Origin of the sequence: Flavobacterium sp. ZB4R12 (genome assembly GCF_048276375.1) — a bacterium.
Classification (GTDB): Bacteria; Bacteroidota; Bacteroidia; order Flavobacteriales; family Flavobacteriaceae; genus Flavobacterium; species Flavobacterium gawalongense.
Map to the genome: position 1 here is coordinate 140,887 of NZ_JBLNKS010000007.1, position 22,007 is coordinate 162,893.

The 22,007-nt window shown below is 35.3% G+C and carries 21 protein-coding genes; 10 read left to right on the forward strand and 11 right to left on the reverse strand.

All coding sequences use genetic code 11. The features are described 5' to 3' along the window. Positions 1-7 precede the first annotated feature (7 nt). The 4 genes from ileS to gdhA all read right to left on the reverse strand — a co-directional run bounded on the left by ileS (position 8) and on the right by gdhA (position 7,203). Entirely contained in the window at positions 8-3,472 is a 3,465-nt protein-coding gene (gene ileS, locus ACNO7W_RS06995; protein WP_417937550.1) for an isoleucine--tRNA ligase, read from the reverse strand. 250 nt (positions 3,473-3,722) lie between these two features. Further along, positions 3,723-4,436: a DNA repair protein RecO gene (recO, locus tag ACNO7W_RS07000; RefSeq protein WP_417937551.1), complete on the reverse strand. Its 714-nt coding sequence runs from the start codon at positions 4,434-4,436 to the stop codon at positions 3,723-3,725. A 72-nt stretch (positions 4,437-4,508) separates the two neighbouring features. Further along, on the reverse strand, positions 4,509-5,696 hold the full coding sequence (locus tag ACNO7W_RS07005) for a T9SS type A sorting domain-containing protein (protein WP_417937552.1): 1,188 nt from the start codon (positions 5,694-5,696) through the stop codon (positions 4,509-4,511). A 163-nt stretch (positions 5,697-5,859) separates the two neighbouring features. After that, on the reverse strand, positions 5,860-7,203 hold the full coding sequence (gdhA, locus tag ACNO7W_RS07010; RefSeq protein ID WP_417937553.1) for an NADP-specific glutamate dehydrogenase: 1,344 nt from the start codon (positions 7,201-7,203) through the stop codon (positions 5,860-5,862). 278 nt (positions 7,204-7,481) lie between these two features. On the opposite strand from gdhA, the gene ACNO7W_RS07015 reads away from it, so the two are divergent. After that, entirely contained in the window at positions 7,482-8,285 is an 804-nt protein-coding gene (locus ACNO7W_RS07015) for a THC0290_0291 family protein (protein WP_143386967.1), read from the forward strand. Positions 8,286-8,421: 136 nt separating this feature from the next. Here the strand turns inward: ACNO7W_RS07015 and ACNO7W_RS07020 are convergent, their stop codons facing one another. Next, positions 8,422-9,567, reverse strand: a complete 1,146-nt coding sequence (locus ACNO7W_RS07020; protein WP_143386966.1) for a cystathionine gamma-synthase — start codon at positions 9,565-9,567, stop codon at positions 8,422-8,424. A gap of 101 nt (positions 9,568-9,668) precedes the next feature. Here ACNO7W_RS07020 and ACNO7W_RS07025 point away from each other — a divergent pair, with 101 nt between their 5' ends. Continuing rightward, positions 9,669-10,412 (forward strand): DUF3298 and DUF4163 domain-containing protein, encoded by a 744-nt coding sequence (locus ACNO7W_RS07025; RefSeq protein ID WP_143386965.1) that lies wholly within the window; start codon positions 9,669-9,671, stop codon positions 10,410-10,412. A 225-nt stretch (positions 10,413-10,637) separates the two neighbouring features. On the opposite strand, the gene ACNO7W_RS07030 is transcribed toward ACNO7W_RS07025, so the two are convergent. After that, entirely contained in the window at positions 10,638-11,093 is a 456-nt protein-coding gene (locus ACNO7W_RS07030) for a DinB family protein (protein ID WP_417937554.1), read from the reverse strand. A gap of 76 nt (positions 11,094-11,169) precedes the next feature. Between ACNO7W_RS07030 and ACNO7W_RS07035 the strand changes: the two genes are divergently transcribed. The 4 genes from ACNO7W_RS07035 (at position 11,170) to nadD (ending at position 13,873) form a co-directional block, all read left to right on the forward strand. Continuing rightward, positions 11,170-11,520, forward strand: a complete 351-nt coding sequence (locus ACNO7W_RS07035; protein ID WP_417937555.1) for an arsenate reductase family protein — start codon at positions 11,170-11,172, stop codon at positions 11,518-11,520. A 94-nt stretch (positions 11,521-11,614) separates the two neighbouring features. Further along, the gene (locus tag ACNO7W_RS07040; protein WP_417937556.1) at positions 11,615-12,475 is read left to right on the forward strand and encodes a YicC/YloC family endoribonuclease; all 861 of its coding nucleotides are present in this window, start codon (positions 11,615-11,617) and stop codon (positions 12,473-12,475) included. A 116-nt stretch (positions 12,476-12,591) separates the two neighbouring features. Further along, positions 12,592-13,164 carry a guanylate kinase gene (gene gmk / locus ACNO7W_RS07045; RefSeq protein ID WP_417937557.1) on the forward strand — a complete coding sequence of 191 codons (573 nt, stop codon included), beginning with the start codon at positions 12,592-12,594 and terminating at the stop codon, positions 13,162-13,164. Between the two features lie 97 nt (positions 13,165-13,261). Then, entirely contained in the window at positions 13,262-13,873 is a 612-nt protein-coding gene (gene nadD / locus ACNO7W_RS07050) for a nicotinate (nicotinamide) nucleotide adenylyltransferase (RefSeq protein ID WP_417937558.1), read from the forward strand. Between the two features lie 142 nt (positions 13,874-14,015). On the opposite strand, the gene ACNO7W_RS07055 is transcribed toward nadD, so the two are convergent. After that, positions 14,016-14,912, reverse strand: a complete 897-nt coding sequence (locus tag ACNO7W_RS07055; protein ID WP_417937559.1) for a LysR family transcriptional regulator — start codon at positions 14,910-14,912, stop codon at positions 14,016-14,018. Between the two features lie 86 nt (positions 14,913-14,998). Between ACNO7W_RS07055 and ACNO7W_RS07060 the strand changes: the two genes are divergently transcribed. The 3 genes from ACNO7W_RS07060 to ACNO7W_RS07070 all read left to right on the forward strand — a co-directional run bounded on the left by ACNO7W_RS07060 (position 14,999) and on the right by ACNO7W_RS07070 (position 18,247). Then, positions 14,999-15,769, forward strand: coding sequence for a type 1 glutamine amidotransferase domain-containing protein (locus ACNO7W_RS07060; RefSeq protein ID WP_417937560.1), 771 nt, complete (start codon positions 14,999-15,001; stop codon positions 15,767-15,769). A gap of 2 nt (positions 15,770-15,771) precedes the next feature. After that, on the forward strand, positions 15,772-16,935 hold the full coding sequence (locus ACNO7W_RS07065) for an iron-containing alcohol dehydrogenase (RefSeq protein ID WP_417937561.1): 1,164 nt from the start codon (positions 15,772-15,774) through the stop codon (positions 16,933-16,935). 316 nt (positions 16,936-17,251) lie between these two features. Beyond that, on the forward strand, positions 17,252-18,247 hold the full coding sequence (locus tag ACNO7W_RS07070; RefSeq protein ID WP_143386959.1) for an NAD(P)H-dependent glycerol-3-phosphate dehydrogenase: 996 nt from the start codon (positions 17,252-17,254) through the stop codon (positions 18,245-18,247). A 135-nt stretch (positions 18,248-18,382) separates the two neighbouring features. Here ACNO7W_RS07070 and ACNO7W_RS07075 read toward each other — a convergent pair whose 3' ends face one another. The 3 genes from ACNO7W_RS07075 to ACNO7W_RS07085 form a co-directional block, all read right to left on the reverse strand. Next, positions 18,383-18,790 carry a hypothetical protein gene (locus ACNO7W_RS07075; protein ID WP_143386957.1) on the reverse strand — a complete coding sequence of 136 codons (408 nt, stop codon included), beginning with the start codon at positions 18,788-18,790 and terminating at the stop codon, positions 18,383-18,385. 85 nt (positions 18,791-18,875) lie between these two features. Next, positions 18,876-19,895, reverse strand: a complete 1,020-nt coding sequence (gene pheS / locus ACNO7W_RS07080) for a phenylalanine--tRNA ligase subunit alpha (RefSeq protein WP_417937562.1) — start codon at positions 19,893-19,895, stop codon at positions 18,876-18,878. Positions 19,896-19,996: 101 nt separating this feature from the next. Then, positions 19,997-20,353 (reverse strand): hypothetical protein, encoded by a 357-nt coding sequence (locus ACNO7W_RS07085; RefSeq protein ID WP_143386955.1) that lies wholly within the window; start codon positions 20,351-20,353, stop codon positions 19,997-19,999. Positions 20,354-20,504: 151 nt separating this feature from the next. Between ACNO7W_RS07085 and ACNO7W_RS07090 the strand changes: the two genes are divergently transcribed. Next, entirely contained in the window at positions 20,505-21,005 is a 501-nt protein-coding gene (locus ACNO7W_RS07090) for a CvpA family protein (protein ID WP_417937563.1), read from the forward strand. 187 nt (positions 21,006-21,192) lie between these two features. Here the strand turns inward: ACNO7W_RS07090 and ACNO7W_RS07095 are convergent, their stop codons facing one another. Further along, positions 21,193-21,936: a tetratricopeptide repeat protein gene (locus ACNO7W_RS07095; RefSeq protein WP_417937564.1), complete on the reverse strand. Its 744-nt coding sequence runs from the start codon at positions 21,934-21,936 to the stop codon at positions 21,193-21,195. Between the last annotated feature and the right edge of the window lie 71 nt (positions 21,937-22,007).

The window sequence follows — 22,007 nt, forward strand, 5'->3', positions numbered from 1 at the left end:
TTCTAAATTATTTAGTAATTATTATTTTTGTTTTTATTTCGTCAAATTCAATTTCCGTACCGTTTTCTATTTCATCTACAAAAACCAAATCGCTGGTTAATGTTTCTGATTTTATATACGCTTCATTTTTAAGAATCGCCTCTTCTAAAAGTCCATTTCTTTTCAGTTGAACTTTAATTTTATCAGTAACTTCAAATCCCGAATCTTTACGGATATTCTGAATTCTGTTTACCAATTCTCTGGCAATTCCTTCTTGTTTTAATGCTGGAGAAATTGTAATGTCAAGCGCAACCGTTATTCCGTTTGAATTGGCTACCAGCCAGCCTTCAATATCTTGTGATGTTATTTCTACATCTTCTAATGTTAAAGTTACGTTATTTCCTGCAATAACAATATCCAGGCTTCCTTCCTTATCCAATTGGCTGATTTGTTCTTTAGAAAACCCTTGTATTTCCTTAGAAATCAAGCCCATATCCTTTCCAAAACGAGGTCCGAGCGCTTTAAAATTCGGTTTAATTTGTTTTACCAAAACACCCGAAGCATCATCCAAAAGTACGATTTCTTTTACGTTTACTTCTGCTTTTATAAGGTCAGAAACGGCCTCAATTTCAGCTCTTTGATTCTCATCAAGTACTGGTATCATTACCTTTTGCAATGGTTGACGCACCTTTATCATTTCCTTTTTTCGGAGTGACAAAACCAATGATGAAATGGTCTGCGCCTTCTGCATTTTGCTCTCTAACATTTTATTAACAAAGTTTTCAACGTGTTTTGGAAACTCCGCCAAATGTACACTGTCGTACTTTTCCGACTGTGTTGCTAAAGTTAAGTCTCTGTAAAGTTTGTCCATAAAGAACGGAGCTATAGGCGCACCCAGCTTACTTATGGTTAACAAACAAGTATATAAGGTTTGATAAGCCGCAATTTTATCTTGTGCATATTCCCCTTTCCAGAAACGTCTTCTGCACAAACGAACGTACCAGTTACTTAAATTTTCCTGTACAAATTCAGAGATTGCACGAGCTGCTTTCGTTGGTTCATAATCCGCATAATAGCTGTCAACATCTTTTATCAAAGTGTTCAATTCCGAAATAATCCATTGATCAATTTCCGGCCTTTCATTTAATGGAATCTCCGCTTCTTCGAATTTGAAACCATCAATATTGGCGTACAAACTAAAGAAAGAATACGTGTTGTATAATGTTCCAAAGAATTTTCTACGCACCTCAGCAATTCCTTCTAAATCAAATTTTAAATTGTCCCAAGGATTTGCATTTGAAATCATATACCAGCGTGTGGCATCAGGACCATATTCTTTTAATGTTTCGAATGGATCTGCGGCATTCCCAAGACGTTTGGACATTTTTTGTCCGTTTTTATCTAAAACCAATCCGTTAGAGACTACATTTTTGTACGCTACTTTGTCAAAAACTAAAGTTGCAATAGCGTGCAACGTATAAAACCAACCGCGTGTTTGATCGACTCCTTCAGCGATAAAATCAGCAGGAAAATCTTTGTTTTCGTCTATTTTATCTTTGTTTTCAAAAGGATAATGCCATTGTGCATAAGGCATGGAACCCGAATCAAACCAAACATCAATCAAGTCCGCTTCACGCGTCATCGCTTTCCCCGAAGCAGAAACCAGAGTAATTTCATCGACTACATTTTTATGTAAATCAACTAAATCATAATTTTCCTCAGCCATATTTCCAATTTCGAAACCTTTAAAAGGATTTTCTTTTTGGAAACCGGCAGCGATTGATTTTTCAATTTCGTTATATAATTCTTCAACAGAACCTATTAAAATTTCTTCTTGTTTGTCTTCTGTTCTCCATATTGGTAATGGAATTCCCCAAAATCTTGAACGGGATAAATTCCAGTCATTGGCATTTTTCAACCAATTTCCAAAACGCCCTTCTCCTGTAGCTTTTGGCTTCCAGTTGATGGTTTCGTTCAAGTCGAACATTCTGTCTTTAACTTCTGAGATTTTTATAAACCAAGAATCTAAAGGATAATATAAAATAGGCTTGTCTGTTCTCCAGCAATGTGGATAACTGTGCACGTATTTCTCAACCTTGAAGGCTCTATTTTCTTCTTTTAATCGAATAGCGATTTCAACATCTATAGAACGTTCCGGTGCTTCACCATCGTTATAATATTCATTTTTCACATATTTACCGGCATATTCACCCATATGCGAAGTGAACCTGCCTTGTAAATCCACTAATGGAACCGGAGTTCCATTTTCGTCAAGAACTAACATTGGCGGAACTTCTGGCGTAGCTTCTTTAGCCACTTTTGCATCATCAGCACCAAATGTTGGCGCCGTATGCACAATTCCTGTTCCATCTTCGGTAGTAACGAAATCCCCTGAAATTACTCTAAAAGCATTTTCTGGATTTTGGTAGGGTAATACAAATGGCAATAATTGCTCATAACGAATATCAACTAAATCAGCACCTTTGCATTCAGCCAAAACCCGGTAAGGAATTTTCTTGTCGCCTGCTGCGAAATTTTCAAAATCAGCTGGCTCTGAACTTTCGAAGAAACCTTTTCCAAATTGTTTTCCAACTAAATTCTTAGCAAGAATCACTTTCGAAGGACGAAATGTATATTGATTGAAGGTTTCTACCAATACATAATCGATTTTTGGACCAACCGTCAAAGCGGTATTCGAAGGCAAAGTCCAAGGCGTTGTTGTCCAAGCGAGGAAATAAATCCCATCCCCATCCCTTCCCAAAGGGAAGGGTGACGTGGCGCTGAAACCGAATGCCTTGAACACAGAGTTTTCGGCTCCGGTTCCCTTCCCTTCGGGGAGGGCTAGGGTGGGGAATTGCGCCACAACAGTCGTATCGGTTACATCTCTATAACTTCCCGGTTGGTTTACTTCGTGTGAACTTAAACCAGTCCCTGCTTTTGGAGAATACGGTTGAATTGTATAGCCTTTGTACATCAAATCTTTGTTGTAGATTTGTTTCAAAAGCCACCAAACCGTTTCCATATATTTTGGTTTATAGGTCACATACGGATCTTTCATATCAACCCAATACCCCATTTTTTCAGTCAGATCGTTCCATACGTCCGTGTAACGCATCACGGTTTTTTTACACGCTTCGTTGTATTCTTCGATGGAAATGGTCTTTCCAATATCTTCTTTGGTAATGCCTAATTCTTTTTCAGTACCCAATTCCACAGGCAAACCATGAGTATCCCAGCCCGCTTTACGCTTCACTTGAAACCCTTTTTGAGTTTTATATCTGCAAAAAATATCTTTAATCGCACGCGCCATTACGTGGTGAATTCCAGGCAATCCATTTGCCGAAGGTGGACCTTCAAAAAATACGAATGGTGGGTTTCCTTCACGAGTGGTTACACTTTTTTCAAATATGTTTGCTGCCTTCCAAAAATCAAGTACTTCTGACGCTACAGTTGGTAAGTCAAGTCCTTTGTATTCAGTAAATTTTGTGCTCATTTTATCCTTTTCTAAATCGAGGTGCGAAAGTAAGGAATTTTGAATTATTGAACACGAATTTCACGAATTTTCACGAATTTTTGTTTACCAAACAGGTTTGAAATTTTTTTGTTCATTTTAAAATTGATTCTATTCTCAAGTTTCAAAATCCAAAATCTAAAAAACAACATGAATTAATTAGTGAAAATTAGTGTAATTCGTGTTAGTTTTTCATTTTTAATTTGTGTCTCTGAACCTTTACTAAGGTTTTTCAAGAGAAAACTTCTTTTAAAACGTCTAAGGATTTTGGTTTTTTAAAGCCATCCAGGTGAAAACTGTAGTAATCGATTAGAATTTTCAAAACTAGCTGTCTTTCAATAACATGAAATATTTTTTGATTGTTATCAAATTTTAAATCAATGAGTTTTTTAAACAAATTACTTTCATGTTCGGTGAGCGAACTGATGGCATTGAACGGCGTAAAAACGCCTTCAGTCATTTCGAAAAAAGGCATGTTCATGTCCGAAATATCAGGATAAAAGCCTAAGTATTTTGTAGTTTCCAGTAATAAAATCAGGTGAAAATTGGCGATTTCATCATGATTGTCGAGCCAATGCAGGGCTGTTTCTAAAAAGGTAAACAGGTGCTCGTTTTTTTCTTCTTCATGAATGGAATGATGCAGAATTTCCGAAACAAACATCACAATCGTACTTTTATAAATATCCGAATGTATGGAGTGAAACGGCGTAGCGATTTTTATTTCCTTGAAATTTTCTAAAGTGCCTTTGTTTTTGTGAACAGCTTCAATTTCGAGAATGGTCAACGGTTGAAAATAAGCGATTTTTTGATTGGATTTTCTGGAAGAAAAAGCATCCCGAACAAAATAGGACTTCAAACCATGCGACAATGTGAAGCATTTCACAATCAAGCTTTTTTCCTGAAATTTTAAAGATGAAATGACAATGGCCTTGGTTTTTACGAGCATTTTTTTTGTTTAAAGTTTAAAGTTTAGAGTTTCGGATTGTGACGACAGACCAAACTCAAAACCACAAACAAATTACCTTATTATCATTACTTTTTTAACTTTGGTTTCGACTCCGTCTTGTGCCGAAATAAAAATCATATACACTCCCGAAGCTACTTTGTGTTTTCCAAAAGCCGTGGTATCCCATTCTATTGTTCCGCCTTCGGAAGTGGTTTCATAAACCAGATTTCCTTCAATATCGGTAATTTTAATATTGGCTTTATCGAGTAATCCGGCAATTTTAACGGTTCCTTGATATTCAGGCCGTACTGGATTTGGATACACATACGCATTGCTTAAATCATCATTTGCCGCAGTCGAGACTCCTTTGAAAGAAACTAAACCTTTAGCGGTAGCTATAAAAACTTCGCCCGTTGTACTATTTATGTCGATGTCATTTATATCATTACTGGGCAAAGGCGAATTGTTTATTGTAAAGTGATATTTTGTTTCCTGACCGTTTGGTGAAACTAAAAAAACACCCGAATCGGCAGTGCCAATCCATTTGTTATTGGCTCCATCCACAGCAATATCAGTTATAAATTGTTCGTACAGCAATTCTTGCGCAAGATTGTCCTCTAAAATAATTATAGGATTGGCTGTCAACTTATCTTCTGTTTGAAAACTGCCTACATTAGACAAAACTCGCAATCCTTTTGTAGTCCCTATCCAAAGCTGGTTTCTGGTATCTACCGCAACCGTTCTTACATCAGCAATAGGTAAGTTCCCGGTATCAGGTCCAGTTGTAATTTTTTTGAATTTATTGCCGCTTTCGTTAAAACCAATAACCCCATCACTACTTGTAGAGAGCCATTTCGTACCATTTTTATCAATTGCAATTGTTCCAAAATTATTATCAATAGCTGAATCCAGAATAGTATCCATCGCGTAACTTTGCCACTGACCGTCAGATTTCAACACTTTCAATCCGTTTTCATAACCTACAATTGTTTTATTGAATGTTGCGCTGTGGTATGATGCAGAAATAGTTTGCCCAGAAAGTCCATCAATTGTATTGGTAGTTTTAATTTGGCTTGTTGTTATATTTTTAGAAAACAAGGCATTTTCTGAAGCGGCAAAAACAGCAGTTGTAGATTCTGAAACGTCTTTAATTTCATTATAAGAGAAATAACCTTGCCACAACAAATTACTTTGGGCAAAACCCATTTGGATAAAAAGTAAAAGCAAAAAACATAAAACGCCCTTTTTCATTATTTGCATCAATATTTGGTTTACAAATATAGAACAAACGAAAGTATTAGAATTTTGTTACACAAAAAAATGCCTTCCATTCGATCCCTAAGCATCGGGACGGTAGAAGGCATTACTATTTTTAACTCTCTCCTTTGGAGAGTCCCGAGGCTTCGGGAGGGGTGAGGATTTTTTATACCACTCCTTGAGCCAGCATAGCATCAGCTACTTTTACAAATCCTGCAATGTTGGCTCCTTTTACATAGTCAACATATCCAGTAGCATCTGAACCATATTTCACACATGAAGCGTGAATATTTAGCATAATTCCTTTTAATTTTTCATCCACTTCTTCAGATGTCCAACCTAGTCTTAATGAATTTTGAGACATTTCTAAACCTGAAGTTGCAACCCCGCCAGCATTAGATGCTTTTCCCGGAGCGAATAATAATTTTGCGTGTTGGAAAACTAATACTGCATCTGGCATAGTGGGCATATTTGCTCCTTCGGCAACACAGATACATCCATGTGCTACTAAAGCTTTTGCTTCGTCTTCATTCAATTCGTTTTGAGTAGCACATGGCAATGCAACATCACATTTTACATCCCAAGGACGTTTTCCTGCAACGTATTTTGCATTTGGATATTTAGTGATATAATCACTAATTCTACCTCTTAACTCATTTTTGATTACCATTACATGAGCTAATTTCTCCCCATCAATTCCATCGGCATCATAGATATATCCTCCTGAATCTGACATGGTAACTACTTTTCCACCTAATTGAGTTGCTTTTTCAGCAGCATATTGTGCTACATTTCCTGAACCGGAAATTACAACTGTTTTCCCCGTAAAGCTATCGCCTTTTGTAGCCAACATACTTTGAGCAAAATAAACGGCTCCGTAACCTGTAGCTTCCGGTCTAATCAATGAACCTCCAAAAGAAATTCCCTTCCCAGTTAAAACACCAGTAAATTCGTTTCTGATTCTTTTATATTGACCAAACATATAACCTACTTCTCTTCCACCAACGCCTATATCTCCAGCAGGAACATCCGTATCAGCACCAATATGTTTACACAATTCAGTCATGAAACTTTGACAAAAACGCATCACTTCATTATCTGATTTCCCTTTTGGATCAAAATCAGCTCCACCTTTTCCACCACCCATAGGTAATGTAGTTAAGCTATTTTTGAAAGTTTGTTCGAAAGCCAAGAATTTCAAAATACTAAGATTTACTGAAGGATGAAAACGAAGTCCTCCTTTATATGGTCCAATTGCAGAGTTCATTTGAATACGGTATCCTCTATTCACTTGAATTTCACCTTTGTCATCAATCCAAGTTACACGAAACGTAATGATTCGATCTGACTCGACCATTCTCTCCAAAAGCATTTTGTTCTGGTATTTTTTATTTTCTTCGATAAAAGGAATTACTGTTTCAGCAACTTCTAAAACTGCCTGCATGAATTCAGGCTCGTTAGGGTTTTTTTTAGCAACCGCTTCGATAAAAGTAGTAATACTTTGTGACATAATAATTAGATTATTAACGTTTAAGAAAACGTTTTCGTTAGTGTGTACAAAGATACATCTTATAAGAATATTGCAGTGTTTTTTTTGACTTTATCAACAGAATTATCTTTTTATTAAGCAATTACAGAGAAATATGCTTTTGAAGTGGCATTTGTTACGAAAACGTTATAGTTTTCGTAACCAAATGAGAATTTGATTACTTATATTTAATTTTTAGTTTATTTTAATTAATGGATGATGTTTTTATATATTTGTCAAGAGTTGAAATTTAATATCTAATGATCAAACAAACCATCCTTACTTTATTTATTTTATTTGGCTTTTCAAATAAAATAAATGCACAATTTGGTTTTTCGCATGAAGTAGGAATTATTGCTGGTCCTGTGGCTTTTCAATCTGATTATGGGGAACGCTATGATTTGAAAACTAACTCCGGAAATACAGGTTTAGGAATTGGAATTATTCATTATTTAAATTTCTCTTACAAAGCCGAATGTAACTGTTTTACTCCTGAAACTTATTTTAATGACCATTTTAAATTAAGATCCGAGCTTTCTTATAATAAAACCAAATTAGAGCATTTTGGAGAATGGGTAGAACCAAATAAAACCTCTCTTGGAGCAGATCAATTACGCGCAATGAAAGGAAGCACCGCGGTTACAAACATAGGAATGCAACTAGAATATTTCCCATGGAGTATTCGTGATTTTACCGCAAGAATTGGTAGCTTAGGACCATTCGTAAGTCTTGGAGCCCAATTCAGTTATTATGATGCCGAAGCTTATTCAACAATGGGAACTTTGGGAACACCCTTAACTACATTTCCTAAATATTTAATCCCTACAGACGATCGTCCTTATGGATTTTCTACTGAAGGCGGGACCGTGTGGTCAGTTGTATCAAGCATGGGAACCCGTTATAAACTGACTCCTTTACGAGATTTAATGATTGATTTAAGATTTCAATATTATTTTTCCAATTGGGTAGATGGTTTAAATCCTAATCCGGCACTTTACAAAGAAAACAAAGCAAACGACTGGCTGGTTTGGTTGAATGTTGGTTATATTTATTACTTACAATAGAAAAAACAAAACACCAATATAAAAACAAAAGCGCCAATTCTAAAATTAGAATTGGCGCTTTTTTCCTCTCCCCTCCCGAAGCGTCGGGACTCTCCAAAGGAGAGGGAGAAAAGCGGACTGTTTTATTTTTATAAATTTACGCTAATGCTTGTTTTAAATCTTCAATTAAATCTTCGGCATCTTCTATACCAACGCTCAATCGAACCAGATCATCTGTAATTCCTATTTCTTTTCGCTTTTCTTCCGGAATCGATGCGTGAGTCATCAAAGCTGGGTGATTTGCTAATGATTCTACTCCACCAAGAGATTCTGCTAAGGTGAACACTTTTAGTTTCTCCAGAAAATCAATAGCATCTTCTTTTTTACCCGAAACAAAAGTGAACGAAACCATCCCTCCAAAACCACTCATCTGCTTTTTGGCGATTTCATGATACGGATGACTTGGCAATCCCGGATAATAAACCGTTTTCACTTTTGGATGGTTGTTTAAAAACTCCACCACTTTTCCACCGTTTTCACAATGTCTTTCTACTCGCAAATGCAACGTTTTTATTCCTCTAAGAACCAAGAAACTATCCATTGGTCCCAATGTAGCTCCCGTTGCAAATTGTTGGAAATGCAATTGTTCTCCAAGTGCTTCGTCTTTTACAATTAATGCTCCCGCAATAACATCAGAATGGCCACCAAGATATTTGGTTGCAGAATGCATTACAATATCAGCTCCTAAATCCAATGGTTTTTGTAAATAGGGTGTTGCAAAAGTATTATCAACTGCAAAAAGGATTTTATTTGCTGCAGTGATTTTAGCAATTTCTTGAATGTCGGCTAATTTCATCAATGGATTTGTTGGCGTTTCTACCCAAACCAATTTGGTGTTTTCGTTGATTAATGACTTGAATTTCTCCAAATCATTCATATCCACAAAATGGAATTTTATTCCGGAATCTTTATAAATACGGGTAAACATTCTGTAAGTCCCACCATACAAATCATCCATAGCTATGATTTCATCACCAGCCTTGAAAGAACGTAAAATACAATCCGTGGCCGCTAATCCTGACGAAAAAGCCAATCCTCGTGTTCCGTTTTCAATACTGGCTAATGCATTTTCCAAAGCACTCCTGGTAGGGTTTGCAGCTCTACTGTATTCATAATCCGGATTTATGGGGTGTCCAGGACTTGTTTGTACAAATGTTGACGTTTGGTATACTGGCGGCATAACTGCTCCCGTACTAGGATCATGATGCTGACCACCGTGAATAACTTTAGTATTGAATTTCATATATTGAATTTTTAATGCAAAATTGTTTTACAAATTTACCTTTTAATTTATTTTAACCAAGCCACAAGTAGGTACCTTTGTATTTAATTAACAATTTTGAGATGAAACACCTACTAATTTATACTTTATTGCTTTTTTCGGCAGCGCGATGTTCTAACGAATTGGTTTTTGAAGATCAATCTTTCCAGAAAAAAACGACTTTGCCCTGCAAAGAAAATTGTCCAAAAATTACTGTAAAAATCCCTGTTGCAAATGCAGTCCCAATTGTAGCGGACAGCATCAACAAAAAAGTGTTTTCGGTATTGAAGGAGATTATTTATTTTGGCGAAAAGCCATATACATCAACGAATTATGACGGATTGTTAACTTCGTTTATTGATTCCTATGAAAAACTTCAGAAAGAATTTCCGAACGACAAATTTGGCTGGGAAGCTGACATTGAAGGAAGTATAAAATACCAATCCGACAGTATATTGAATATAGAAATCAAGCACTATACCTATACCGGTGGCGCTCATGGCTACCAAGGGTTGCGTTCGCTGCTATTTGATCCTAACACCGGAAAATTTATTCCGAATACTAAATTATTTAAAGACAAGAATGCTTTTAAGGCTTTCGCCGAAAAAAAATTCAGAGCCAAATATAAAATTCCGACAAACAAATCTATAAATTCAACCGGATTGATGTTTGAAGACGAGAAATTCAATCTGCCCCAAAATATTTTCTACACCGATAAAGGGTTGCTTCTTTATTATAATTCCTATGAAGCGGCATCGTATGCAGATGGACCAAAAGAATTGTTGTTGCTTTATAAGGAAGTGAACGATTATTTGACCGTTAAATAATAAATAGTCTTTAAAAAAATCAGAAACATATGAAGGAATTTAAGTTCCTATAATTTGAAAATTCTTTTAAAGACCAAATTATTATATTTTTAGGGATTGCCTAGCCCGGATAGCAGTGAAAATCCTTTTTTGAGGTTTTTACCGAAAAAAAGATTACTTCACTATACTTTTATTTTAATAGGAGTTCAGTGAATTTCATTTGCAACGAATAGCGGGAAATAGCTCCTAAATAAACTTTCTGATACTCATCATAATCCCGATGTGAAGCCCTTCGTGGAAATTATTAAAAGCCAATGCATCTTCAATGCTTTTTAAGATAAAGCCAGTTGATGTGGGATATTCATTATAATTTTTGAAAATTTTATTGTCAAAATCAACTTTGGTTTGATTGATTGTTTCAAACAATACCGATTTGATTTCGTCCACTTCGGCTTGTGTAGCGATATGTTCCGGTTTAGTTCCCTTTCTATACTTTCCGACTAACTCGTCGGAAATCATCATGGGTAAACCTGAAAGTTTATACACTAACAATTGTTGTGTCACGATAACATGGCCAATATTCCAAATCAAGTTATTGCTGAATCCCTCAGGAATCGTGTTGAGTTGTTCTAAAGTGTAACCGGCTAGAAATTTTGAAACTATATTTCTGCTTGTAGTGTTGACGTCGAATGTTTGATTCATTTTTCTAATTTTTTGATAAAAATAATCATTTTCCGTGTCAAATGATTTTTCTTTGCACAAAGAAATCGCTGTTTATATGAACAAAATATATTATCTCGCTTCTTGCGACACCTGTAGAAAAATTATAAAATCATTACCGAAAGATCATAATTTGAAGTTTCACGACATCAAACAAGACCCAATTACAGTGGCAGAATTGGAACAAATGCGCAAACTTTCCGGAAGTTACGAAGCACTTTTTAGCAAAAAAGCGCAATTGTACAAATCGATGGATTTAAAGAATAAATCTTTAACTGAAGCCGATTACAAGAAATACATTCTAGAACATTATACGTTCTTGAGTCGTCCTGTTTTTATTATAGACGGAAAAATTTTTATCGGTAACACGCAGCAAAACATGTTGCAAGTAATGAAAGCGTTGGCTTAGAATAAAACCCAAAATCACAACAAAACCATCAGTAATTCACCTCTTTGGGGGTTAGGCGGCTTTTCCTTATCTTTGACCTCTTTTATACAACTATATGATACAATCAATGACGGGTTTTGGTAAAGCGACTTTGCAATTACCAACCAAAAAAATCACGGTAGAAGTAAAATCCTTAAACAGTAAAGGTTTGGATTTGAATGTGAGAATGCCTTCTCTTTACCGCGAAATGGAATTGGGTTTGCGCAACCAAATTGCACTAAAACTGGAAAGAGGAAAAGTAGATTTTTCTATTTTTATCGAAAGTACCGCTGAACAAACTTCTACGAAAGTTAATGTGCCCATTGTAAAAGGATATATCAACCAGTTGAGGGAAGTGTATGCTGCTGCCGATGAGACTGAACTAATGAAAATGGCTGTTCGCATGCCGGATGCCATGAAAATAGAACGCGATGAAATCGATGAAAACGACTGGGTACAAATCCAAACCGTTATCGAAGAAGCGTTACAAAACATCTTGAACTTTAGAAGAGATGAAGGAATGTCTTTAGAAAAAGAATTTCAATTGCGAATAGGCAATATTCGTCAATATATGACCGAAGCTTTGGCGCTTGATCCAGAACGTGTTCAGGCGATAAAAGACCGTTTGCAAACTGCTATCTCAGAACTAAAAGTCAATGTAGACGAAAATCGTTTTGAGCAAGAATTGATTTATTATTTAGAGAAATTAGACATCACCGAAGAAAAAGTACGTCTAACCAATCACCTTGATTATTTCCTTGAAACGATAAACGGTACCGAAGCCAATGGTAGAAAACTAGGTTTCATTACCCAAGAAATGGGACGTGAAATCAACACGATGGGTTCTAAATCCAATCACGCACAAATGCAAAAATTAGTCGTTCAGATGAAAGACGAATTGGAAAAAATCAAAGAACAGGTGTTGAACGTTCTATAAGTCACAACCTGCAAGGTTTTTTTAACCTTTTAGGTTTCTACAATAAATTAGACCTACAAGGTTTTTGAAACCTTGCAGGAGAACATAAATAGATACTGAAATAAATTCAGCATAAAATGAGTACAGGAGGAAAATTAATCGTTTTTTCGGCGCCTTCGGGATCTGGTAAAACTACCATAGTTAGGCATTTATTAAGCAAAGAAGATTTGAATCTTGAATTTTCTATTTCGGCAGCTTCCCGCGCACCAAGAGGCGAAGAAATAAATGGAAAAGATTATTATTTCATGTCTACCGAAGCGTTTAAAAAACACATCAAAAACGAAGACTTTCTGGAATGGGAAGAAGTCTATCGCGATAATTTCTACGGAACCTTAAAAAGCGAAGTGGAACGCATTTGGGCTAAAGGAAAAAATGTGATTTTTGATATTGATGTATCTGGCGGATTGCGTATCAAACATAAATTTCCTAAGGAAACTTTAGCTGTTTTTGTAAAGCCACCAAGCGTGGATGAACTAAAAAGAAGACTGAAAGAACGTTCTACCGAAAGTGAAGACAAAATCAATATGCGTATTGCCAAAGCTTCTGTAGAGTTGGCAACAGCACCACAGTTTGATGTTATTATAAAAAACTACGATTTAGATATTGCTCTTGAGGAAGCATATCAATTGGTAAAGAATTTTGTAAAATAAAACACGAATTTCACGAATTAGCACGAACGAATTGTTTTATAAACACTTTGAGCCTTTGCGGCTTTGTGCAAAATAAATTACTAGTTAGCGGTAAAATATGAAAATAGGTCTTTATTTCGGAACGTTTAATCCCATTCATGTCGGACATCTCATCATTGCCAATCACATGGCGGAACATGCCGATTTAGACCAAGTATGGATGGTAGTTACGCCTCACAATCCTCTGAAGAAAAAAAGCACTTTACTTGATGATTACCATCGTTTGCAAATGGTACATCTCGCCACCGAGGATTTTCCAAAAATCAAACCTTCGGATATTGAATTTAAATTATCACAGCCTAATTACACCGTGAATACTTTAGTTCACTTGCAGGAAAAATATCCAAATTACGAGTTCTCCTTAATCATGGGCGAAGACAATCTAAAGTCGTTGCACAAATGGAAAAACTACGAAGCGATTCTGGCACATCATGAAATTTATGTCTATCCTCGACTCGAGGCCAAAGGTCGAACAGGCGAAGCAATTTCAACCGAAGCAGAGAACGTAATGTTTAAGGACCATCCAAAAATTCATATGATTGATGCTCCGGTTGTAGAAATATCATCGACATTTATTCGGAATAATATTAAGAAGGGGAAAAATGTACAGCCGTTATTGCCTGCAAAAGTTTGGGAATATATTGATCATAATAATTTTTATAGGAAGTAATAATATCGTTTTATTCTATTTTTATCAGGTTGCTATTCTTGTCAGGTTGAGCGCAGTCGAAACCTTTTTTTAAATTCAACTGTCAAAAAGAATCTCGACTGCGCTCGATTTGACATAAAAACTATAGTGTTTTATGAGAAAACTACTTCAACACCCTTTTCAATTCTGTTTCAATATTTTCGAAAATAGTACTCAGATTCTCATTTTTACCTGATAATAAAAACACTTCCGTGCTCGGCATTTGCTTGCTGTTCCATAATAATTGTGCTCTTTTTTCTGCAATAAAATCCTTTGCATTTATATCCCAAACTACTCCAATTCCAGTATTTCTAGAAAGTATTTCGAGCATTTCATATTCGGATGGAATAATATAATTGGGAACCATCGAAGGTCTTTTTTTGTTGAAAACATACAACCAAAACAATTTGATGTGTGGGATTTGTGCATTGTGACTAAACCATTTTTGATCGTTTAACCAATGTTCGATTGCCGTGAAATCTTTGATTTTAATATTTGATTTTAATTCGGAGGCATCAATAGTGTTTGAACCTATAATGACCTGTTTGATTTCACCAACCTTTTTCTGAATTGTGTCAAACGTATCGTATTTTTTGGTGACAACACCAAAATCAAGTTTTTTAGAATCTACCAATTCAAAAAGTGTGTCATTTTCATGAAAGCTAAAATCGATAAAATCAAATTTTGAAATCAAACAACTTCCCAAACTGCTCATCAAGTGTTTCGAAATTCCAATTGAAATCAATCGGTTTGCATCAAACGCTTTGGCACGAAAACCATACTCCACATTTTCCAATCGGTCTAAAGCCTCGATGATTAGATTATTGAGTAACTTAGCATATTCCGTTGGTTCCACGCCTTTCGACTTTCGATTAAAAAGTTTATAGCCTACATGCGCCTCCAACATTGATATTTGCTGACTAACAGCAGGTTGACTAATAAACAATTCTTTGGCAGCCAAAGAAAAATTCCCGTTTTTGTAAACCGATTTAAAGGTTCTGTACCATTCGAGATTTACCATGATATAAATATATTTATCACAAACATAATTTAAATTATTCTTATTAATAGCATATTCGCCCTAAATTTGTACAAACAAAATCAGTCATGAAGAAAATTGTATTATTTGCCATTATAGCATTAACAGCGGGTTGCATCACTACAACGGCACAAAAAATAAATAAAAAAGGTATGAAAAAAGTATTATTTGTGGTTACCAGTCACGATAAATTAGGTAACACAGGAGAAAAAACAGGGTTTTGGACCGAAGAATTAGCGGCACCTTATTACGCTTTGGCGGATAAAGGAGTACAAATTGATATTGCAACACCACTAGGAGGTCAGCCACCTATTGACCCAAAAAGTGAAGATTCATCAGCTGCGACAGAAGACACCAAAAGATTTGACAGCGACACTGTGCTTCTTGCTAAACTGAAAAACACAAAAAAATTATCGGATGTAAATCAAGCAGATTATGATGCGGTTTTTTATCCAGGAGGTCACGGTCCACTTTGGGATTTAGCCGAAGACAAAACGTCAATCGCATTGATTGAATCTTTTTACACACACAATAAACCAGTTGGTTTCGTTTGTCATGCTCCTGGAGCTTTGAAAAATGTAAAAGTAAATGGTGAATTTTTAGTGAAAGGTAAAAAAATAACCGGATTCTCTAATACCGAAGAGGAAGCGGTGGGTTTAACTAAAGTGGTTCCCTTTTTATTAGAAGATGTTTTACAGAATAACGGCGCTACGTATAGCAAAGTTGCAGACTGGCATCCGTATGCCGTTGAAGATGGGTTATTAATTACAGGACAAAATCCAGCTTCCTCTAAACTTGTTGCCGAAAAAATATTAGGTCAATTAAACGCAAAAAAATAAACATGTTAAATTTTGAATTATACAATCCTACCAACTTAATTTTTGGTAAAGGACAAATAGAAAAATTAGCTACACTAGTTCCTAAAGACGCTAAAATATTATTGGCCTATGGTGGTGGAAGTATCTTTAAAAATGGAATTCACGAGCAAGTAATCAACAATCTAAAAGGTTTTGACATTGTTGAATTTGGCGGAATAGAACCCAATCCGCGTTTTGAAACATTAATGAAAGCCGTTGCGATTATTAAAGAACAAAACATCGATTTTATTCTTGCTGTAGGCGGTGGATCGGTAATTGACGGAGTAAAATTCATATCTGCAGCCGTACACTTTGACGGAAATCCAATTGATATTCTTAAAAAGAGAATCATGTTTACAGAAGGTTCAAAAGTAGTCCCTTTTGCAACTGTTTTGACCTTACCTGCAACGGGAACCGAAATGAATTCTGGTGCTGTAATTACGATTGAAGCCACTCAGGAAAAATTAGACTTTGGTGGTTCTGCTATGTTTCCAAAATTCTCTATTTGTGATCCAACCGTAATAGCCTCTTTACCAAAAAGACAATTGCAAAATGGTGTTGTTGATGCTTACGTCCACGTTTTAGAGCAATATCTAACCTATCCACATGAAGGATATCTTCAAGACCGAATTGCAGAAAGTATCCTGCAAACTTTAATACAAGTTGGCCCTGAAGTGGTTGAAAGACCTACAGATTATGCCTTGGCTTCTAATTTTATGTGGAGTTGCACTATGGCTTTGAACGGATTAATTCAGAAAGGAGTTCCCTCTGATTGGGCTACACACATGATTGGACATGAATTAACGGCTTTATACGAAATCGATCATGCCAGAACTTTGGCAGTTGTAGGTCCAAATTTATTCCGAGTAATGTTTGAAACCAAAAAAGGAAAATTAGCACAATACGGGAAACGTATTTTTAATTTAACCGGAAGTGAAGATGAGATTGCGAATGAAGCCATCAATAAAACGGTAGAATTTTATCATATTATGGGAATGCAAACCAAATTATCTGATTACACCAATGAGTTTGATCATACGGCTGATTTTATTGTCAATCGCTTTGAAGAAAGAGGTTGGATAGCATTGGGCGAAAAACAAAACATTACTTTAGAAAAACTGAAGTCAATTGTTGAAATGAGTTATTAATTCAAATAATACTGATGCTGATTGACATTGGCACAAATAAAAAGGCGTTCTCCTATTTATAATGGGAACGCCTTTTAAAATACTAAAACAAAACCAACTAATTCAATATGCATTATAATTGTTAAATGATTAATTTATAATCATATACAACGCAAATTGAATATATATATTGTGTTAAAAAACAAAAAAAGTAAAATTATTTTTTTTGTTACTAATAATACCCTTTTGAAAACTCTTAGAATGCCAATTTCTTGTTCCAATTTTATTTGTATAATCACTACTTTTTTAAGTACTTTTGATTAAATTTAATAAAAAAATGACCGAAAATATAAAATTTGCAGTGATTGGCGGAGGAAGTTGGGCAACAGCGATTGCAAAGATGCTATGTGTAAATCTTTCGGAGATTTCGTGGTATATGCGTAATGAAGCTGCTATAGAACACATTAAAACCTACAAACACAATCCAAATTATCTAAGTTCCGTTGAATTTGATGTCAAAAAACTGAAACTCACCAGTGATATAAATGAGGCTGTGGCTTATGCTGATTACATCATTTTTGCAATTCCTTCTGCTTTTTTAGATGCTGAATTAGAGAAATTGACGGTTTCATTGAAAGACAAAATTATTTTTTCAGCAATAAAAGGTATCGTTCCCGAAACGAGTTTGATTGTTGGCGAACATTTCCACGTTAAATATGATATTCCTTATTATAATATAGGTGTAATTACCGGTCCTTGTCACGCAGAAGAAGTTGCTATGGAACGATTGTCTTATCTGACTATTGCCTGTGGCGATGATGAAAAAGCTAAAATTGTTGCTAAGAATTTATCTGGAAATTACATCAAAACGAAGATTACAGATGATATTATAGGAACCGAATATGCTGCCATGCTAAAAAATATTTATGCAATTGCAGCTGGAATGGCCCATGGATTGGGTTATGGTGATAATTTCCAGTCGGTGTTGATGAGTAACGGGATTCGAGAGATGAGAAAATTCATCAAGAAAGTTCATAAAATGAAACGTAACATTAATGATTCAGCTTATTTAGGCGATTTATTGGTTACGGGTTACTCTGTATTCTCCAGAAATAGAATGTTCGGGAATATGATTGGTAAAGGCTACACGGTAAAATCAGCGATGATGGAAATGAGCATGGTTGCCGAAGGCTATTATGCCGCTAAAAGTGCTTATAAACTCAATCAAGGCTACGGTGCTAAAACACCAATTATAGATGCCGTTTACGAGATTCTATATGAAGGAAAGGATGCTAAAACTGTCTTTAAGGCCCTGACCGATAAATTAGATTAGTAATTACATCATTATTAAAATAGTAAAACAGAAGAATTTCTTCAAGTCTAACAAAAAACAAAGACACTAATCTACATAAAGATAGTGCCTTTGTTTTTATAATTATTTTTAATTCGGCTTGAAACCGAAATTAATTTACCTCACAATAACTCCGTCAACGAATAAAATAGGCACTTCTTCCACAAAATCTTCATGGATGGAATGTGCCTTAAAAATGAATTTTTTGTCGTGCAATTTATCCCCGATGAAATAAGTCAACATAAATTCATTGTTAAGTGCCAGAACACTTTTTTCTATCATTTCTATTTTGATCACTGAAACTGGCGGCACTTCCACAAAAGCATGACGCAAAAGTGATGTTTTTTTCATTTCGCCGTCTATGGTTCCAAAAGCTTTGGAAACGACCATTACACTTTCTATAAGGTAATCACTATCGTTTATTAAATAGGCATACCATACTTTTTCCATGAAATCGTCGCTCCATTCCTGAACTGCAGCAAGGAATACGTTTTCTACTTCGGGGATGATGATGTCGGATTTCATATTTTTGATTTTAGATATAAGATTAACGATTTCTGAATTCAGATTTTAAATCCTTCAGAAATCGTTAATCAACATTCTTAAATATTTAAATGCTTGATTTGAATTGCTCTAAGAAACGAACGTCATTTTCGTAGAACATACGGATATCGCCGATTTGATACAACAACATGGCGATCCTTTCAATTCCCATTCCGAATGCAAAACCGTTGTATTCGTCAGGATTAATGCCACAGTTTTTCAAAACGTTAGGATCTACCATTCCACAACCCATGATTTCTAGCCAACCGGTTCCTTTGGTGATTCTATAATCGGTTTCTGTTTTCAGACCCCAATAAATATCAACCTCAGCGCTTGGCTCAGTAAACGGGAAATAAGACGGACGCAAACGGATTTTTGATTTTCCGAACATCTCTTTGGTAAAATACAAAAGCGTTTGTTTTAAGTCGGCAAAAGAAACGTCTTTGTCTATATACAATCCTTCCACTTGGTGAAAAATACAGTGCGAACGCGACGAAACGGCTTCATTACGGAAAACTCTTCCCGGAGAAATCGTACGAATGGGCGGTTTGTTGTTCTCCATGTAACGCACCTGAACGGATGATGTGTGCGTGCGCAACAAAATATCAGGATTGGTTTGGATGAAAAACGTGTCTTGCATGTCACGTGCCGGATGGTATTCTGGCAGGTTTAATGCGGTGAAATTATGCCAATCATCTTCAATTTCAGGACCTTCGGAAACATTGAAACCAATATTCGAAAAGATATCGATAATTTGGTTTTTTACCAATGAAATAGGATGACGGGAACCAATAGTAATCGGTTCAGCTGAACGCGTCAAATCCCCGTGCAACCCTTTGATTTCTTCTTTGCTTTCTAAAGCTTCTTGTATGGTTTTTACTTTATCTTCGGCAGAAGTTTTAAGCAAATTGATTACTTGACCAAATTCTTTTTTTTGTTCGTTAGGAACGTTTTTGAATTCAGCGAAAAGTTCTTTTAAAAGCCCTTTACTTCCAAGAAATTTAATTCGGAATGCTTCTAAATCTACTGTATTTTGCGTTGAGAAAGCTTGTGCTTCGCCAATATATTCTTTTATCTTGTCTATCATTTTCATCCAATAATTGAGAGTGCAAATTTAGGGAAAAGTTTTCAGTTTTCAGTCTCAGTTTTCAGTAGATTCGTTCTGAAAACTGAGACTGAGACTGCAAACTACGAAATTAGTTCTCTTTCAATAAAATAATTAACAATAGCTTCTTTCATTAAAACCGATTGTTCTCCCGCTTTTAGTGGCGGTAATTCCTCTTTTACTTTGTAATGAGGCCATCCTTCTTCATCAAAAAATTCGAATTCATAGAATCCATAAGGCTCTAATAACCTGCAAATCGCGATGTGCATCAGGTTTAATTTTTCGTCTTTCTTGTATTCGCTATGTACTTTCCCGAGTTCTTGTACTCCAATCAGATAAATAATAGCATCGAGATCTAAATCTTCCCCTTGAGAAAATTGATTAGAAAGTATATTTACAAGCTGTTCCCAGCGTTCTTTAAGTTGTGTGTCTCTTGACATTTTTATTTTTGATTGCAGATTAACGACTTTTGATTGTAGATTTTCAAAAATAGTAATCGAATTATTTTGACAAAGATAAGAACTTGAAATTTGGCAATTGATACCGAACAATTCTTTTATATTTGCACTTTTTCTTTTATAAAATATAATTATGAGTTTTTTAGATATCGTTTTGGGTGGATTACTTGCCTTTGCTTTGTATAAAGGCATTAGAAATGGTCTTTTTGTTGAATTAGCTTCTTTAGTTTCAATAATAGTCGGGATTTATTTTGCCATAAAATTTTCCTCACTTATAAAAGGACTGTTGGCAGGATTTGTTCATTGGAATCCCCATACCATTCAAGTGATTGCTTTTGTGCTCACTTTTATCCTTGTTGTGATTGGAATATCATTATTGGGAAAATTCCTTACCGGAATAGCGGATTTTGCTTATTTAGGTTGGATTAACAAATTGGGTGGTGGATTTTTTAAGGTTTTAAAAACTGTTTTGATATTAGGTATTGTATTCGCTGTTTTCGAAAAAATAAATTATCATAATTTTATAGCCAAAAAAGAGACATTGGATAAATCTCTATTTTATAATCCCATCCAAAAAACAGCTAGATTTATGTATCCTTCCATAGAGAAATGGTACGTGAAGTCAAGCAAATAGTGGTCAGTTCTGGGTCCGTTAAGGTTACTCTATTTTCGAATCAATTAGATAAATGCATCCTTAAAAAACAATAGCCCAGTTTAAACCATGGGCTATTATTTTTTAACTCTCGAAAAATTGAAAGAACCAGACGATTTTATTTAGTATCACAACTGAACACTAAAAAACTGACCACTGCCTACTAAACCTACTTCACTTCCTTTATCGCGGTACTATCAATCCAACCTTCGGTTCCATCCGTTAATTGCACTTTTTTCCATTTTCCAATGATTTCCTCCACGTACACTTTGGTCCCTTCGTGCAACATAAAGATTGCCTGACCTCCATTTCTGGGTTCGCTTTTTGCATCTGCTATTTCGGCAAAAACAATAGCCGGTTTTTCAGTATCAAAATGGCTTTTCTCGAAAATCGCTGATGAAACACTGATTAGAATCAGAAAAATAAGTACAAACATTCCAAAAAAGAAAATCCTTTTGGATACTGTTGTTTGTGAAAAATAATATCCCAGAAAAAACAATAAGAATGATGTTGCAAGTCCAACAGAAATCCACGCCCAGGTATTGTAATGATAGATTCCCGTAAAATCACGGACTAACTTTCCAAAACCAACTTTTGGCACTACTTTAATTTCATCAATGGTTCTTTTTTGAGCAAATTTTAAGTTGTTGATACTTTCGCTATCATTTGGATTGAGCACTAATGCTTTTTCATAATTGTAAATGGAAGGTGCTACTTTATTCAATTTATAATACGCATTTCCCAAATTAAAATACAATTCTGACGAATGTTTGTTGTCTTTCAAAACACTTTCGTAAGCTGTAACAGCTTCCTCATATTTCCCTTTTTCGTAGTATGCATTTCCTTTTTCGAAGCCATTTTGAGCAAAGAAAACTTGGGTTGAAAGTAAGAGTATGTATAAAATATTTTTCATTTTTATTAATTTTTACCCGAAGGCACGACTTCTGTTTTTTTTTTGCCACGAAGACTCAAAGGCGCAAAGTT

What these genes read in the sequence shown, in the direction of transcription:
- ileS (WP_417937550.1), bottom strand. Translation starts at nt 3,472, where the DNA reads ATGAGCACAAAATTTACTGAATACAAAGGACTTGACTTACCAACTGTA.
- recO (WP_417937551.1), bottom strand. Translation starts at nt 4,436, where the DNA reads ATGCTCGTAAAAACCAAGGCCATTGTCATTTCATCTTTAAAATTTCAG.
- ACNO7W_RS07005 (WP_417937552.1), bottom strand. Translation starts at nt 5,696, where the DNA reads ATGCAAATAATGAAAAAGGGCGTTTTATGTTTTTTGCTTTTACTTTTT.
- gdhA (WP_417937553.1), bottom strand. Translation starts at nt 7,203, where the DNA reads ATGTCACAAAGTATTACTACTTTTATCGAAGCGGTTGCTAAAAAAAAC.
- ACNO7W_RS07015 (WP_143386967.1), top strand. Translation starts at nt 7,482, where the DNA reads ATGATCAAACAAACCATCCTTACTTTATTTATTTTATTTGGCTTTTCA.
- ACNO7W_RS07020 (WP_143386966.1), bottom strand. Translation starts at nt 9,567, where the DNA reads ATGAAATTCAATACTAAAGTTATTCACGGTGGTCAGCATCATGATCCT.
- ACNO7W_RS07025 (WP_143386965.1), top strand. Translation starts at nt 9,669, where the DNA reads ATGAAACACCTACTAATTTATACTTTATTGCTTTTTTCGGCAGCGCGA.
- ACNO7W_RS07030 (WP_417937554.1), bottom strand. Translation starts at nt 11,093, where the DNA reads ATGAATCAAACATTCGACGTCAACACTACAAGCAGAAATATAGTTTCA.
- ACNO7W_RS07035 (WP_417937555.1), top strand. Translation starts at nt 11,170, where the DNA reads ATGAACAAAATATATTATCTCGCTTCTTGCGACACCTGTAGAAAAATT.
- ACNO7W_RS07040 (WP_417937556.1), top strand. Translation starts at nt 11,615, where the DNA reads ATGATACAATCAATGACGGGTTTTGGTAAAGCGACTTTGCAATTACCA.
- gmk (WP_417937557.1), top strand. Translation starts at nt 12,592, where the DNA reads ATGAGTACAGGAGGAAAATTAATCGTTTTTTCGGCGCCTTCGGGATCT.
- nadD (WP_417937558.1), top strand. Translation starts at nt 13,262, where the DNA reads ATGAAAATAGGTCTTTATTTCGGAACGTTTAATCCCATTCATGTCGGA.
- ACNO7W_RS07055 (WP_417937559.1), bottom strand. Translation starts at nt 14,912, where the DNA reads ATGGTAAATCTCGAATGGTACAGAACCTTTAAATCGGTTTACAAAAAC.
- ACNO7W_RS07060 (WP_417937560.1), top strand. Translation starts at nt 14,999, where the DNA reads ATGAAGAAAATTGTATTATTTGCCATTATAGCATTAACAGCGGGTTGC.
- ACNO7W_RS07065 (WP_417937561.1), top strand. Translation starts at nt 15,772, where the DNA reads ATGTTAAATTTTGAATTATACAATCCTACCAACTTAATTTTTGGTAAA.
- ACNO7W_RS07070 (WP_143386959.1), top strand. Translation starts at nt 17,252, where the DNA reads ATGACCGAAAATATAAAATTTGCAGTGATTGGCGGAGGAAGTTGGGCA.
- ACNO7W_RS07075 (WP_143386957.1), bottom strand. Translation starts at nt 18,790, where the DNA reads ATGAAATCCGACATCATCATCCCCGAAGTAGAAAACGTATTCCTTGCT.
- pheS (WP_417937562.1), bottom strand. Translation starts at nt 19,895, where the DNA reads ATGATAGACAAGATAAAAGAATATATTGGCGAAGCACAAGCTTTCTCA.
- ACNO7W_RS07085 (WP_143386955.1), bottom strand. Translation starts at nt 20,353, where the DNA reads ATGTCAAGAGACACACAACTTAAAGAACGCTGGGAACAGCTTGTAAAT.
- ACNO7W_RS07090 (WP_417937563.1), top strand. Translation starts at nt 20,505, where the DNA reads ATGAGTTTTTTAGATATCGTTTTGGGTGGATTACTTGCCTTTGCTTTG.
- ACNO7W_RS07095 (WP_417937564.1), bottom strand. Translation starts at nt 21,936, where the DNA reads ATGAAAAATATTTTATACATACTCTTACTTTCAACCCAAGTTTTCTTT.